13 protein-coding genes are annotated in these 14,823 nt (G+C 70.6%); 12 read left to right on the top strand and 1 reads right to left on the bottom strand.

Features of this window, described 5'->3' with window-relative positions:
* Positions 1-93 precede the first annotated feature (93 nt).
* The 4 genes from JYK04_RS06710 (at position 94) to JYK04_RS06695 (ending at position 3,156) form a co-directional block, all read left to right on the top strand.
* Positions 94-1,380 carry a YncE family protein gene (locus JYK04_RS06710; RefSeq protein ID WP_079196087.1) on the top strand — a complete coding sequence of 429 codons (1,287 nt, stop codon included), beginning with the start codon at positions 94-96 and terminating at the stop codon, positions 1,378-1,380.
* The gene (locus JYK04_RS06705; RefSeq protein WP_189733898.1) at positions 1,367-1,780 is read left to right on the top strand and encodes a hypothetical protein; all 414 of its coding nucleotides are present in this window, start codon (positions 1,367-1,369) and stop codon (positions 1,778-1,780) included. Before JYK04_RS06710 ends, JYK04_RS06705 begins: the two co-directional genes overlap by 14 nt.
* Before the next feature lie 40 nt (positions 1,781-1,820).
* Entirely contained in the window at positions 1,821-2,372 is a 552-nt protein-coding gene (locus JYK04_RS06700) for an RICIN domain-containing protein (protein ID WP_073796620.1), read from the top strand.
* Between the two features lie 484 nt (positions 2,373-2,856).
* Complete coding sequence (locus JYK04_RS06695; RefSeq protein WP_189733895.1) at positions 2,857-3,156, top strand: hypothetical protein; 300 nt, start codon at positions 2,857-2,859, stop codon at positions 3,154-3,156.
* A 199-nt stretch (positions 3,157-3,355) separates the two neighbouring features.
* Here JYK04_RS06695 and JYK04_RS06690 read toward each other — a convergent pair whose 3' ends face one another.
* Complete coding sequence (locus tag JYK04_RS06690) at positions 3,356-5,137, bottom strand: PucR family transcriptional regulator (RefSeq protein WP_237410258.1); 1,782 nt, start codon at positions 5,135-5,137, stop codon at positions 3,356-3,358.
* Positions 5,138-5,653: 516 nt separating this feature from the next.
* Here JYK04_RS06690 and dnaK point away from each other — a divergent pair.
* From dnaK to JYK04_RS06650, 8 genes are all read left to right on the top strand, one after another.
* A complete protein-coding gene (gene dnaK, locus JYK04_RS06685) occupies positions 5,654-7,555 on the top strand; it encodes a molecular chaperone DnaK (RefSeq protein ID WP_189733893.1) in 1,902 nt (633 codons plus the stop codon).
* 8 nt (positions 7,556-7,563) lie between these two features.
* Complete coding sequence (locus tag JYK04_RS06680; protein ID WP_189733890.1) at positions 7,564-8,172, top strand: nucleotide exchange factor GrpE; 609 nt, start codon at positions 7,564-7,566, stop codon at positions 8,170-8,172.
* Positions 8,173-8,178: 6 nt separating this feature from the next.
* Positions 8,179-9,126 carry a DnaJ C-terminal domain-containing protein gene (locus JYK04_RS06675; protein ID WP_189733887.1) on the top strand — a complete coding sequence of 316 codons (948 nt, stop codon included), beginning with the start codon at positions 8,179-8,181 and terminating at the stop codon, positions 9,124-9,126.
* On the top strand, positions 9,126-9,533 hold the full coding sequence (locus JYK04_RS06670; protein WP_189733885.1) for a chaperone modulator CbpM: 408 nt from the start codon (positions 9,126-9,128) through the stop codon (positions 9,531-9,533). The genes JYK04_RS06675 and JYK04_RS06670 overlap by 1 nt, the downstream gene beginning before the upstream one ends.
* Positions 9,524-12,163 carry an ATP-dependent chaperone ClpB gene (gene clpB / locus JYK04_RS06665; RefSeq protein WP_189733882.1) on the top strand — a complete coding sequence of 880 codons (2,640 nt, stop codon included), beginning with the start codon at positions 9,524-9,526 and terminating at the stop codon, positions 12,161-12,163. The genes JYK04_RS06670 and clpB overlap by 10 nt, the downstream gene beginning before the upstream one ends.
* Positions 12,160-12,618: a thioredoxin gene (gene trxA / locus JYK04_RS06660; protein ID WP_189733880.1), complete on the top strand. Its 459-nt coding sequence runs from the start codon at positions 12,160-12,162 to the stop codon at positions 12,616-12,618. Before clpB ends, trxA begins: the two co-directional genes overlap by 4 nt.
* A gap of 67 nt (positions 12,619-12,685) precedes the next feature.
* The gene (locus JYK04_RS06655; protein WP_189733877.1) at positions 12,686-12,949 is read left to right on the top strand and encodes a UBP-type zinc finger domain-containing protein; all 264 of its coding nucleotides are present in this window, start codon (positions 12,686-12,688) and stop codon (positions 12,947-12,949) included.
* Positions 12,949-14,700: an FAD-dependent oxidoreductase gene (locus JYK04_RS06650; RefSeq protein WP_189733875.1), complete on the top strand. Its 1,752-nt coding sequence runs from the start codon at positions 12,949-12,951 to the stop codon at positions 14,698-14,700. The genes JYK04_RS06655 and JYK04_RS06650 overlap by 1 nt, the downstream gene beginning before the upstream one ends.
* Positions 14,701-14,823: the final 123 nt, after the last annotated feature.

Raw genomic sequence — 14,823 nt, 5'->3', positions numbered from 1 at the left:
CCTTGTGGACCGTTCCCGGCGGCATCGCCGGCGGCCGAACGCCCGGCACGCTCCCGCGCCGCTCCGTATCCCCGTCTCAAGGAGAGTTCCACCATGGCCCTCATCTGTGGTCACGATGCGCCTGCCTACGGCCTGCCCCTGTGCGAGCACATCCGGTCCGCCACCGCGGTCCCGCTCGACTACTACGTCCACTACACCGGTCGGGGCGTGGAGCGGCAGCGCATCTGTGGAATCTGCCGCAACGAGGCCGCCACGGCGGTGGCCGCGGCGGTGTGCGAAGACTGCTTCGACGCGACCGAGGGCTGCCCCACCGGCGTGGTTGGTCTCCCGCAGACCATCGACGCGTCCCGGCCGGTTCCGGGCATGGTGCAGACCACGCAGTTGCCCGCCGAGGCCGGCCCGGTGTCGGACATCGCGCCGACGGAGCACGGTTTCCTGCTCCTGTGCGACGACGGGCGAATCCTGCGCTGGGACACGGACTCCGGCACCTGCACCGATGCCGCCCGCAGCACGGTCACCGTGCCGGCCGACGCCAGGCCCTGGGTCGGGCGTGAACAGGCCCTGCGGCTGCACGCCTCCCGCGACGGTGCCTTCGCCGCCGTCGTCGTCGACCACGGCCGCACGGGAGAGGTCGTCGACCTGTCCACCGGAGCCGTCACCCTCTCCCTGGAGAACGACGGGTATTACAGCCACACCGTGCCGTTCTCCCTGGCGTTCACCGAGCACGGCGGACGCACCGTGGTCCTGTACCGGAGGAAGTGGAGGGTCGTCGAGGCCGCGGACGCGGCGACGGGCGCCCAGGTGACCCGGATACCGATGGTGGAACCCCACACGGCCTGGGCGGGCTACTTCCACGGGGCGCTGCACGTCAGCCCCGCGGGCACCAGGGTCGCGTCGGACGCCTGGTGGTGGCAGCCCGTCGGCCGGCCCTTCGCCTGGACCCTGGAGCGGTGGCTCACCGACGGCGAAGGCGCTTGGACCGAGGGCACCGACCGGTGGGAGCTGCCGAGGTGCGAAGACCACTGGAACCGTCCGGTCGTCTGGCTCGACGAGGAGCACCTCGTCCTCGGAGGTCTGGGCGACGACGGGCAGGAAATGGCCCCGGGTGCCCGGGTCTTCCTCCTCGGCCGTGAGTCCGGCGAGAGCACCGTCAAGGAAGTCGCGACGTTCGGCGGACCGGACGGCCGCTTCTTCGCCGCGGACGGCCTGCTGTTCTCCTCCTCGCAGGCCGGCCTGGAGATCTGGGACCCGACCAGCGGCTCCCGCCTCGGCACGCTCGCCGGTTTCCGGCCCACCCACCACGACCTGGCCCGCGGCGAACTCGTCGAACTCTCGGCCATCGGGCTGCGGCGCTGGAGCACGGCCCATGCCGCACGCTGACACCCCCACCCCGGTCCCGCGACGGCCCAGGGTCCGCCGCCGCTGGAGGGCTCCTCGGATCCCGGCACGCAGCATCACCCGCGAGCACATGGACGCCCTCCACGACTTCCTGCTCCGGCGCACCGCCTACCTCCTCGAAGCCCATTCGCCCGGCACCGAGGAACATCGGATGGCCGACACCCTGCACCGGGCCATCGACCAGACCTGGGCGGAGCTACAGGACTGCTACGACTTCTACCACCGAGGCGACGCCGACATGGAGATCGAACTCGCCGGGACCTGGAACAGCCTGCGCATGTTCGGCATCTCCTGGATGCGGGCCCCGGACTACGACGAGCGCCTCTGGCCCCCGGCCGAATACGAAAACCTCCTCATCACCTCCATCCCCACCGAACACTGAGAACGCCCCCAAACGTCGATCCGTCCATCCCGGAGCATCCATGCAGTCCCGTTCCCTGCCCTCCCACCGAATGCCGGCCGTATTCGCCGCAGCCTTCGCCGCCGTCCTCATCGCGACGGCGCCCGCCCGGGCCAATCCCGTACCGAACCACGACTACGCATTCGAAATCCGCCCGCTCCACACCTCCGGCAAGTGCCTGGAGGTCGCGGACGACCGCACCGACAACGGGGCGCCCGTCCGGCTCTGGGACTGCTCCGGCCGGCCGAACCAGCAATGGAGGATGTCCCTGGACCGCACCTTCCCGGGCCGCTACTTCATCAGGAACGTCCACAGCGGCAAATGCCTACAGATCGGATTCCTGTCGCGGGTCAACGGATCCAGCGTCAACCAGTGGGACTGCAACGGGAACCCGAACGAACGCTGGAGCCGTACCGACCGAAACCCGGACCCGATCGCGGCGGAACGGCTGAACCAGGGCCCGGCCCTCTGCCTCGACGTCGCCGACCGGCGGACCGATGACGGAGCGCCGGTCCAGGTCTGGTCCTGCCACGGCGCCGCAAACCAGCAATGGGTGTGGAACCTCAAGCTGTAGCCGTGCCCACTGCGATTTCGGTCTGCCGAAGCAGGGCCTGCGGGTCAGGAACGGATGGCGGCCCTCAGGCGCAGCGCCGAGGAGCCCCGGCTCATCACCGGGACCACGCGGGCGGCGGGACGGTTCGGGGCCGTCGCCACAACAACGGCAGTGCTCCCCCGACTGGTTCGAGCGCCTACCAGCGAACTACTTTAGTCGTGTACGCACCCACCACGCCGCAGAACACCCGTCTGGGCGATGGACGCTCACGAGGCTGACCCGGCCTGTCGGGCCGGGGCGGGCGACGCAGTCGGGATCGGTCGGCTGCCGACGGAAAACCCCGCACGTTGCTGCGCCGGCAGCGCTCCGTACTGAATGCTGCCGGCGGCGGTAGGCCCAAGCGATGTCGGTGAGGACCTGCTCGATGCGCGTGATGCCCGGCTGTGGAAGAACGCAGCCGCGTGGGTCAGGAAGGCTGCGCAGGTGGATCGTCGCGCGGGGGCACTTGATCGGGGCGTTCTACGGGGTCCAGGGCTCTGGGACCAGTCGCCCGCACACCGACGACGCCGCGACCTACGAGGTCGCCTACGACCCCAGGGAGACCCGGCACTTCACCTTCGGCTCAGGGGGCCACTTGCGGCACGCCCTGGAGAAGGCGGGGACGCACCTCTGGTCGGCCACCGTCTCCGCGTGCGTGCTGAGGCCGGTGCCGTCGCTCAGGTGCCGAGCCCTGAGAAAAGCGGCCTCCACCAGGTCGGCCAAGGTGTGCTCCATGGCCGCGAACCAGAGGCTCTCCTTGGCCTGACGGCAATTGAGCGAAGCTGACTCCCGTGACATCCCTTACGGCACGGCTTGGATCGTCCCCGCACGACTACGAATGCCTCGGGGCCGCACCGGACGCGCCGTCGTGTCCGACCGGTTGAGGACCAGCACTGCCGGGCTGTGCAGCGGCGTACGCGCAACTGTGGCGCGTGGACATTCGCGCACGACAGTTCCAGTGTGCTTCAGTCGGATCCGCCCAGCACGATCTTCCACACTCGGGTCGCCACCTGGAGGTTGAGCCGGTCCTCGACGTCCGCGAGGTCGTTGCCGCTGATGTTGCGGATGCGCTGGAGCCGATAGCGCAGCGTGCTGCGGTGGATCGCGAGGGATTCGGCGGTCTCGTCGTAGTTGCCGCCGCAGTCGAAGTACTGGGACAGCGTCTCCACCATGGCCGTGTGGTGCCGGGAGTCGTAGTCGATCAGCTGCCCGAGCCACTCGTGGACGAACGTCTCCAGTTCCCGGTAATCGTTGCCGGGTCCCAGGATGCGGTAGAGGCCCAGCTCGTCGAAGAACGTCGTGCCGTAGTGCTCGCGGGAGTGGCGGCGCACTTCCAGGGCGCGCTGCGCCTCCTGGTAGTGGTGGGGGATGGCGTCCAGGGAGTCGCAAGGGGCGCTCACCCCGATGGTCCCGGACCGTGTCCCGGTCTCCCGGACGAGCGCCTCGTACAGTGCGCAGGCGTGCGGTCTGTCGTCGGCGACCAGGACCACGTGGTCGGAACGCCGGGTCAGCAGCGAGTGCATGCCCACGGCAGAGGCCGCCCGGCCCACGGTCTGCGCGAAGGGCTCGTCCGCGGTCCGGTTCGACCACTGCACCACGACGACGTAGTGGCGGCGGTGCAGGTCGTGTCCGACGGCCTCGGACCGGGCGTAGGCGCTCGCCTCGTCCGTCCCTGCCAGGAGGTCGTCGGCCAGCTCACGGTGCAGCCTCGACTCCACTTCGGCCAGATTGCGCAGGTGCGCCAGCTCCGGGGCGAGCCACGCGGCGCCGTCCTGCAGTGCGCGCAGGGTGTGTTTGTCGGCCTCGCCCCGGACGTCGACGAGGGCCAGCACGCCCAGGATCTCGCCGTGCGGGCGGATCAGAGTGACCAGCCGGTCCTTCATCCGCACCGGCCCGGCCCGACTGGCGACGGCGTGCAGCATTTCGTCCTGGCGCACGGGGTCCGGTTCGGGATAGGGGTCGGGGCGATCGGGACCGGTCCAGGACCTCAGCCGCCCGAAGCGGTCCTCGACCAGCGCGGGGAGTCCGGTGAGCCCGTGCAGTGCGCGGGTGATGGCTTCCTCGCCGCCGCCCGAGACGGCGACGTCGGCCATGAGCGCGTGAACAGCCTGCTGGTACCCCAGCTCGGCCACGACGGAGATCAGCCGCCCCTGGAGGGCTGTCCGCTCCTCCCTCAGCCGGTGCAGCTCCAGCGCGTCCTCACGTCGGCGGCGGTGTGCGAAGGCGACAGACAGTGCAGCGGCGGTGTGCCGGACGAACGTGGCGAGCAGGAGGCGCTCGGCCTCGGTGGGCCGGGAGCGGGACGTCACCACGAGGTAGCCGTGGAGTCTCTCGGGCCCGCGTAGCCCCAGGGCCCGGCCCCAGGGCCAGCCGGGCACGGTCACAGGGCCGTCCGCCCCGGCCAGCTCCCGCACCCTCCGGTCCACGGCCATCGCATGGACCTGCCCGTTCCGCGGGCTGGGGACCAGGTCGCCGTCCATTTTGAGGTATCCGGCCTCGGTACTGTAGGGCCCAGCGGCGTCTATGTGGTCCATGGCCAGGCTCAGGATCTCGCCTTCGTCCAGGGTGTCGAACAGGGCGCCGGAGAGCACCATCAGCGCGTGGGGGACACGGTCGGCCGGGGTTGGATCGGGTGGGCGGGGCCCACGCCGCGCGGCCATGGGGATTCGCCTGCCGCTGCCCAGCGGAAGGCGGCTCTCCCTGTCGCAGCGGCGGCAGTACAGGTTGTGCGCCCGGCTGCTGGCCATGGGATCACTCCGTTCTCTTCGAGCCTACAGCCGAGCGGCGGTGCTGGTCGGGTCGGCTCATACGAGAGGTTCGGATTCTGCCTCTCGTACTCGTGGGGCGACCGGACCCGTGCTTTTCCGACTTGCCAGGCGCAGGCGTGGAGCCACTGGGCACGCCACCCTAGGGAGTGTTCGAAACCGTCCGCGCACCGGTAGGTAGCGCCGGGTGGTGACCGAGCAGCTCCGCAGGCCGGTTGCCCCGTACAAGACGTACTGGGACGCCGCACGCGCCGTTGACCACCTCTCCGGCCACGGGTTTCCCGTGGCCGGAGAGCCCCGGTGTCCTGCTCGGGTCGCTGTTCGGCCTGGTGAACCGGCTCGACCCCGTCGTCTCCGCCCTGCTCCTCGTCGGGGAGGTCTCCGACGAGGCCGCAGGGCTGATCGGCGGGATGCAGACCACTGGCAGAGGTCCCACCCGTACCCGAACGAACGTGATCCGGACAGTCGGCGCAGGCGCCGTACCGGGAGGAGTTCCTCATGGCCAAGGCAGTGGGCATCGACCTGGGCACCACCAACTCGGTGATCGCCGTGTGGGAGGGCGGAGAGCCATCCGTCGTGCCCAACAGCGAGGGCAACCGCACGACACCGTCCGTGGTGGGCTTCACCGACACCGGGGAACGTCTGGTGGGCCAGCTGGCCCGGCGCCAGGCGATCCTCAATCCCAAGGGCACCATCTACTCGGCCAAGCGGTTCATCGGCCGGCATTTCGACGAGATCTCCGACGAGGCCCGGGCGGTGGCGTACGACGTCGTCGAGGGCGACGGCGGGGCGGCCCGCTTCAAGGTGCGCGACAAGCTGTACGCGCCCGAGGAGATCAGCGCACAGGTGCTCCGCAAACTCACGGACGACGCCTCCAAGCAGCTCGGGGAGCGGGTCACGGAGGCGGTCATCACGGTGCCCGCCTACTTCAACGACGCCCAGCGCACCGCCACCAAGGACGCAGGCCGGATCGCGGGACTGGAAGTGCTGCGGATCATCAACGAGCCGACGGCGGCCGCCCTCGCGTACGGCGTGGACAAGAAGGAGCACGAGACCGTCCTCGTCTTCGACCTGGGCGGCGGCACCTTCGACGTGAGCATCCTCGACGTCGGCGACGGCGTGGTGGAGGTGCGCTCCACCGCCGGCGACAGCCACCTGGGCGGCGACGACTTCGACCGGCGTCTGGTGGATCACCTCGCGGACGACTTCCAGAAGGAGAACGGCATCGACCTGCGCCAGGACGCGCAGGCGCTGCAACGATTGTTCGAGGCGGCGGAGAAGGCCAAGACCGAGCTGAGTTCGGTGACGCAGACGCAGGTCAGCCTGCCGTTCATCACCGCCGACGCCGCCGGGCCCAAGCACCTCACCGACTCGATCATGCGGTCCACGTTCGAGCAGATCACCGGCGACCTGGTGGAGCGCTGTCTGGGACCGGTCCAGCAGGCCATCGCCGACGCCAAGGTCGGCGAGAGCGACATCGACGAGGTCATCCTCGTCGGCGGATCCACCCGCATCCCCGCTGTCCAGACCCTGGTCCGCCGACTGACCGGCGGCAAGGAACCCAACATGAGCGTCAACCCCGATGAGGTCGTGGCCCTCGGTGCCGCGATCCAGGCAGGGGTGCTCAAGGGTGAGGTCAAGGACGTACTGCTGCTCGACGTGACCCCCTTGTCGCTGGGCGTGGAGACACGCGGGGGAGTGATGACGAAGATCATCGAGCGGAACACCACCATCCCGGTGCGCCGCAGCGAGACCTTCTCCACCGCCGAGGACAACCAGCCGGCCGTCGACGTGGTGGTCCTCCAGGGCGAGCGCGAGCTGGCCGCCGACAACCGGGTGCTGGGCCGGTTCCAGCTCACCGACATCCGGCCGGCGCCGCGGGGCGAAGCCCAGATCGAGGTCACCTTCGACATCGACGCCAACGGCATCCTCGAGGTCAAGGCCCGCGACCGGGACACCGGCAAGGAACAGGGCATCACCATCAGCGAGAGCTCCAACCTGGACCGCAGCGAGGTCGAACGCATGGTCCAGGAGGCCGAAAGCAACCAGGGCCAGGACAAGGCACTCCGCGAGGCCGTCGACGCCCGCAACGAACTCGACGCCGTCGCGTACCAGGTCGAGAAGCTTCTCGCCGAACTGGGCGACGCGGCGCCCGCGCACGAGAAGGCACGCGGCGAGATGCTCGTGTCGGACGCCCGCGCGGCGGTCAAGGAAGAGGCGGGCGTCGAGCGCGTGCGGCCCCTGACCTCCGAACTCCAGCAGGTGCTCGCCGGGCTGGCGGCCCATCAGGGCGCCGCCGCCACGGGCGGAGGTCCCGGTCAGGACGCCGCCACCGGCGGACCCACGAGTGGCGGTGGCGGTGACGATGATGTCATCGACGCCGAGTTCGACAAGGGCTGAGGCGCGCCATGCCCACCTACCCCCAGGAACCCGACCGGGCCGCGCCGGATCCGGTCGAACCGGTCCCGGAAGGCGCCGGACCCCCGCCTCGCGGGGATCTGCCCCAACCGGGCCCGCCCCGGCCCGAAGCGGCGAACGGCGAGCCGGGACCCGATGCCGCCGGCTCCGCGCCTGCCGAGGACGAGTACACGACCGCGATCCTGAAACTGGAGGACCGTTGGCGGCGCGCACTCGCCGACCTCGACAACCTTCGCAAGCGTCACGCCAGGGAACTTGAGCGCGAACGGGCGGTGGAGCGGGCCCGCACGGCGGCCGCCTTCCTGCCCGTCCTCGACAACCTCGAACTCGCCCTGACCCACGCGGGCGCCGATCCGGGCGCGATCGTGGAGGGCATCCGGGCCGTACGCGACCAAGCGGTGAACGTCCTCGAACTGATCGGCTACCCGCGGCACGCGGAGACCGGCGTCGCCTTCGACCCGGCCCGGCACGAGGTGGTCGGCATCGTCCAGGACCCGGACGCCGCACCGGGCACGGTCGTCGAGGTACTGCGCCCCGGCTACGGGGACGGCGAGCGGCAGCTCAGGCCCGCCGCCGTGACCGTCGCGAAGCGGGAGTGACCGGTCATGGCGCGGGACTATTACGAGGTGCTCGGGGTGTCGCGGTCCGCGAGTCAGGACGAGATCCAGCAGGCATATCGCAAACTCGCCCGCAGGCACCACCCCGACGTGAACAAGGACCCTGGGGCGGAAGAGCGTTTCAAGGACCTCAACGAGGCATACAGCGTCCTGTCCGATCCCAAGACCCGGGCCCGCTACGACCGCTTCGGCGAGGACTTCCGCAAGATTCCGGAGGACTTCGACGAGCGGGTCGCGGCCGGAGCGGGCGGCGGCTTCCGCGGTCGGACGACCGCAGGCGGGGGCGGCCCTCGGGTCCGGTACGCCGGCTTCGGAGACGACTTCGGAGCGGAGGGCATCGACATCGAGGACCTGCTCGGCTCCATGTTCGGAGCCGGAGCCGCCCGAGGGAGCGTCCCCGGAGCGGACCAGGAGGCCGAACTGGCGCTCACCGTCGAGGAGGCGTACCGGGGTGGCCGTCGCACCGTCACGCTCGCCGGTCCCACCGGGCAGCCGCGGCGGTACGAGGTCGACGTGCCGCCGGGCGTCACCGCCGGGCAGCGCATCCGGCTGGCGGGCGAGGGCGGCCGGGGCAGTGGTGACGCCGCCGCGGGCGACCTGTACCTGCGCGTGCGCATCCAGCCCCACCCCCGATTCCGGCTGGACGGCCGCGACGTGCACGTCCAGGTCCCGGTGACCCCCTGGGAGGCGGCCCTGGGCGCGACCGTGCCGGTGCCCACCCCCGGCGGCGGCACGGCCAAGGTCACGGTGCCCGCGGGCTCGTCCAGCGGCCGGCGGCTGCGGCTGCGCGGCGAGGGCATGCCGAACCCGCGCGGCGCGGACGGAGACCTGTACGCCGAACTCCGCATCGTGGTGCCACCCACTCTCGGCGACCGGGAGCGCGAACTGTTCGCGGAGCTCGCCGCCGCCTCCTCGTACGACCCCAGGAGGACGTGATGAACGAACCACCCGCGGGAGCGTCAGGCCCCGGCCGGGCCGGCGCGGGCAACCGTCCGGTACGAACGGGCGCCGACCTCACCGCCTCGACGGCCGTCCGGTACGCGCTCGTGCCCGCCCCCAGGCTCTCCCTCGACGCCGTGGCCCGTCGCTCGGGCCTCCACCCCGATCTGATCCGCCGGTTCGTCGCACTCGGCCTGATCGACGCCGAACGCGACGCCGCGGGACACCTGGTGTTCGACCCCACGGCCCCGGCGGTCCTCGCCCGCATCCAGCGGCTGCGCACCGGACTCTGCCTCAACTACGCATCCATCGGCCTGGTGCTCGACCTGCTCGACCGCATCAGCCTGCTCGAAGCCGCCCTGCGCGGCCGCGGCACGAGGAGTGAAACACCCCCATGGACATGAACCGTCTCACCCAGAAGTCCCAGGAAGCCCTCCAGGAGGCCCAGACCGCGGCCGGTCGCATGGGGCACACCGAGGTCGACGGGGAACACCTGCTGCTCGCACTCCTCGATCAGGAGGACGGCCTGATCCCGCGGTTGCTGGAGCAGGCCGGCAAGGAGCCGAAGGGGCTGCGCGAGGCCGTGCGCGAGGAACTCTCCCGTCGCCCGAAGGTCACCGGCCCCGGCGCGGCGCCCGGCCAGGTCTTCGTCACCCAGCGCCTCGCCCACCTGTTCGACACCGCCGAACGGGAGGCCAAACGCCTCAAGGACGAGTACGTCTCCGTGGAACACCTCCTGCTCGCCCTGGCCGAGGAGAGCTCGTCAACTGCCGCCGGGCGACTGCTCAAACAGGCCGGCATCACCAGGGACTCGTTCCTGAGCGCGCTCACCCAGGTCCGCGGCAACCAGCGCGTCACCTCCGCCAACCCCGAAGTGGCCTACGAGGCCCTGGAGAAGTACGGACGCGACCTCGTCCTCGAGGCCCGGTCCGGGCGGCTGGACCCGGTCATCGGCCGTGACGCGGAGATCCGCCGCGTCACCCAGATCCTCAGCCGCAAGACCAAGAACAACCCCGTACTCATCGGCGACCCCGGCGTCGGCAAGACCGCCATCGTCGAGGGCCTGGCCCAGCGCATCGTTCGCGGCGATGTCCCCGAGGGCCTGCGCGACAGGACGGTGTTCGCCCTGGACATGGGCTCCCTGGTCGCCGGCGCCAAGTACCGCGGCGAGTTCGAGGAACGCCTGAAGGCCGTACTGTCCGAGGTGAAGGCCGCCCAAGGGCGCATCCTGCTCTTCGTCGACGAACTCCACACCGTCGTCGGCGCAGGCGCCGCCGAAGGAGCCATGGACGCGGGCAACATGCTCAAGCCGATGCTGGCCCGCGGCGAACTCCACATGATCGGCGCCACCACCCTCGACGAGTACCGCAAGCACATCGAGAAGGACGCCGCCCTCGAACGCCGCTTCCAGCAGGTCCTGGTCGAGGAGCCCAGCGTGGAGGACACCATCTCCATCCTGCGCGGACTGCGCGAACGCCTCGAGGTCTTCCACGGCGTGAAGATCCAGGACACCGCGATGGTCTCCGCAGCCACCCTCAGCCACCGTTACATCACCGATCGGTTCCTGCCCGACAAGGCCATCGACCTCGTCGACGAGGCGTGCGCCAGACTGCGTACCGAGATCGACTCGATGCCCGCCGAACTCGACGAGATCACCCGCCGCGTCACGCGGCTGGAGATCGAGGATGCCGCCCTGTCCAAGGAGACCGACCCCGCCAGCAAGACACGCCTGGAGGAGCTGCGCAGGGAACTGGCCGACCTGCGCGGCGAGGCCGACGCCAAACGCGCCCAGTGGGAGGCCGAACGGCAGGCGATCCGCCGCGTGCAGGAACTGCGCCAGGAACTGGAACAGGTCCGCCACGATGCCGAGGAGGCCGAACGCGCCTACGACCTCAACCGCGCCGCCGAACTGCGCTACGGCCGCCTCCAGGACCTGGAGCGCCGACTCGCCGCGGAGGAGGAGCAACTCGCCTCCAAACAAGGTCAGAACCGGCTGCTGCGCGAGGTCGTCACCGAGGAGGAGATCGCCGAGATCGTTGCCGCCTGGACCGGCGTCCCCGTTGCCCGTCTCCAGGAGGGCGAACGCGAGAAGCTGCTGCGCCTCGACGAGATCCTGCGCGAGCGCGTCATCGGCCAGGACGAGGCGGTCAAGCTCGTCACCGACGCCATCATCCGTGCCCGCTCCGGCATCCGCGACCCTCGCCGTCCCATCGGCTCGTTCATCTTCCTCGGCCCCACCGGCGTCGGGAAGACCGAGCTGGCCAAGACCCTCGCCCGGACCCTGTTCGACTCCGAGGAGAACATGGTCCGCCTCGACATGAGCGAGTACCAGGAGCGGCACACCGTCAGCCGGCTCATGGGCGCACCGCCCGGATACGTCGGCTACGAGGAGGGCGGCCAGCTCACCGAGGCCGTGCGCCGCAAGCCGTACTCGGTCGTCCTGTTCGACGAGGTCGAGAAGGCGCACACCGATGTCTTCAACACGCTGTTGCAGATCCTCGATGACGGTCGCATCACCGACGCCCAGGGCCGCACCGTCGACTTCCGCAACACCGTGATCATCATGACGTCGAACATCGGCTCCGAGCACCTCCTCGACGGCGCCACCGCCGAGGGTGAGATCAAGCCCGACGCCCGCGCCCTGGTGATGGGCGAGCTGCGCGGGCACTTCCGCCCGGAGTTCCTCAACCGCGTCGACGACATCGTGCTGTTCAAGCCGCTCGGTGAGCGGCAGATCGAGCGGATCGTGGAGCTGCAGTTCGACGAGCTGCGGCGGCGGCTCGCCGAGCGCCGCATATCCGTCGAACTCACCGACGCTGCACGGGTGGTGATCGCCCATCAGGGCTACGACCCGGTGTACGGGGCCCGGCCGCTGCGGCGTTACATCTCCCACGAGGTCGAGACGCTGGTCGGACGCGCCCTCCTGCGCGGCGACGTCCAGGACGGTGCGACGGTGCGCGTCGACGCCGAGCACGGAGAGCTGGTGGTCACCTACGACCAGCAGGAGGACGACCGGGAAGCGAGGGCGGCGTGAACACCACCCGGACGACCACGGTGACCTGCCCGAACTGCGGTCGCGGCAACCGGATTCCCGTGGCCGCCGAGGGACGGCCCCGATGCGGCCACTGCAAGCAGCCCCTGCCCTGGGTCGTCGACGCGGGCGACGGCGACTTCGCCGAGGTCGCCGACAACGCCACGGTGCCCGTCGTCGTCGACCTCTGGGCCACCTGGTGCGGCCCCTGCCGCATGGTCAGCCCAGCCCTCGAACAGGTCGCCCGGGACCTCGCCGGACAGATCAAGCTCGTCAAGGTCGACGTCGACCAGAACCCACGGCTCAGTCGGCGGTTCGAGGTGCAGGCGGTGCCGACCCTGCTCGTCCTGGACCGGGGCGAGACGGTCGCCCGGCAGGCCGGCGCGGCACCCGCTCACGTCCTGCGCTCGTGGGTCGAGCAGGCGATGGCGGGCAGGCAGACCACTGCGGGAGGGTGAGGACGACGGCGCTGAGGAAGATCGTCGCCCGCGGCCGATCAGGCCCGTTTACGGAAGGAAAACTCTCATGGCCACGATTGTCGACCCGCACCTGGCGATGGTGCGCCCAGTGACGCCGCGTACCCCGGAGGGCTGCGAGGAGTGCCTCAGGGAGCATTCGCCGTGGCTGCACCTGCGCCTCTGTCTCACCTGTGGGCACGTCGGCTGCTGCGACTCCTCCCCCCTCAAGCACGCCAGACGGCATGCGGGGAGCGTCGGTCACCCCGTCGTGCAGTCCTTCGAGCCGGGAGAGGACTGGCGCTGGTGCTACGTTCACGAGGCCCTGGTCTGATGAGCACGGCCGAGCACGAGAACGGTGCGGTCCGCGAGACACCTGATCGGTACGGGGCGTTCCCCCGCCTCACGCCGGAGCAGCTCGAGGACCTGACTGCGCACGGTGAGCGCCGCAGGACCGCCGAGGGCGAGGTGCTGTACCGCGAGGGCGAGCCGTTCCGGGAGTTCCTCGCGATCCTCAGCGGGACCGTCGAAATCCTCCACGACCAGGGCGGCCCCGACGAGCGGACGGTGGCGGTCCACGGACCCGGCAGGTTCCTGGGCGAACTCGGACTGCTGGAAGGCCAGGCGGCGTTCAACACCGCCGTGGTGCGCGAGGCCGGCGAGATCCTGGCCGTACCGGTGGAACGGCAGCGCGCCCTGGTCGGCAGCGACCCCGTCCTCGGCGATCTGATCCTCCGCGCCTACCTGGGCCGCAGGTTCCTGCTCATCGGCCTCGGTGCAGGCTTCCGGATCCTGGGGTCGTGCTACTCACGGGACACCCTGCGGCTGCGCGAGTTCGCTGCCCGCAACCGGCTGCCCCACCGCTGGGTGGATCTGGAGAGGGACAAGGAGGCCGAGGCGCTGCTGCGCCGGTTCTCCATCCGTCCCGAGGAGACACCGGTGGTCCTCTGGCAGGGGGAGCGGCTCCTGCGCAATCCGAGCAACGCCGAACTCGCCCGGCTCATCGGACTGCCCGCCCCCTCGCCCGAGAACGAACGCTGCGACGTCATGGTGGTCGGTGCGGGCCCCGCAGGACTCGCCGCCGCCGTGTACGGTGCCTCCGACGGTCTCACCACGGTCACCGTCGACGCCGTGGCCACCGGAGGCCAGGCCGCGACCTCGTCCCGCATCGAGAACTACCTCGGCTTCCCGTCCGGCATCTCCGGGGGCGAACTCATCGAACGTGCGGTGCTCCAGGCCCACAAGTTCGGCGCCCGCCTCATGGTGCCGGCGGAGGTCAGCACGCTCACCCCGCAGGACGATGAGTACGTCGTCACCTTCGCAGACGGGTCCCGGGTTCAGGCCGGCGCCGTGGTGCTCGCCTCGGGCGTGCGGTACCGCAGGCTCGAAGTGCCCGGCATCGACCGCCTGGAAGGCATCAGCGTCTACTACGCGGCGACGGTCCACGAGGCCAGCCTCTGCCGGGCGGACCCGGTCGCCGTGGTCGGCGGCGGGAACTCCGCCGGGCAAGCGGCGCTGTTCCTCGCCCACCACGCGTCCGGGGTCCACCTCCTCGTCCGGGGCAGCGACCTCAACGCGGACATGTCGCGCTACCTGGTGGACCAGGTGGAGCAGCACCCCAAGATCGAGGTGCTGCTCCACACCGAAGTACGGGGCGTCGCAGGGGAGGAGCAGCTGGAGTCGCTGACGGTGGAGGACAACGCAAGCAATGAGCGCCGTGAGCTACGGGCCGCGGCGCTGTTCGTGTTCATCGGGGCCCGGCCGCGCACGGAATGGCTCAAGGGCGTGCTGGCCCTGGACGAGAAGGGCTTCGTCCTCACCGGCGCCGACGCCCGGGCGGTGGCCGACGCGAACCGGTGGGCCTCGCTGGGCCGCGATCCGATGCTGCTGGAGACCAGCCTGCCCGGGGTCTTCGCCGCCGGGGACGTCAGGAGCGGCTCGGTGAAACGGGTGGCCTCGGCGACCGGTGAAGGCGCCATGGCGATCCGCCTCGTGCACGAGCACCGGGAAAGGAGGGGAAACCTGGTCACCGCCGACTCCGAAGGACGTCGGCCGGTAGCGGGCAGGTCCGTGCCCTCGCGCTGACCTTGTCCCTGTCGGACCCCACAGGTGGCCCAACCCGTAAGAACAGCGTGTCACCACGGCTTCGCCTTCACCCCGGGGCATCCTGTGAACCCCTGCAATCGCGGAGGGCAGCCGAGGAGGATG

The sequence above is a fragment of the Streptomyces nojiriensis genome (assembly GCF_017639205.1).
GTDB lineage: Bacteria > Actinomycetota > Actinomycetes > Streptomycetales > Streptomycetaceae > Streptomyces > Streptomyces nojiriensis.
This window is presented reverse-complemented; position numbering and strand designations above follow the sequence as displayed.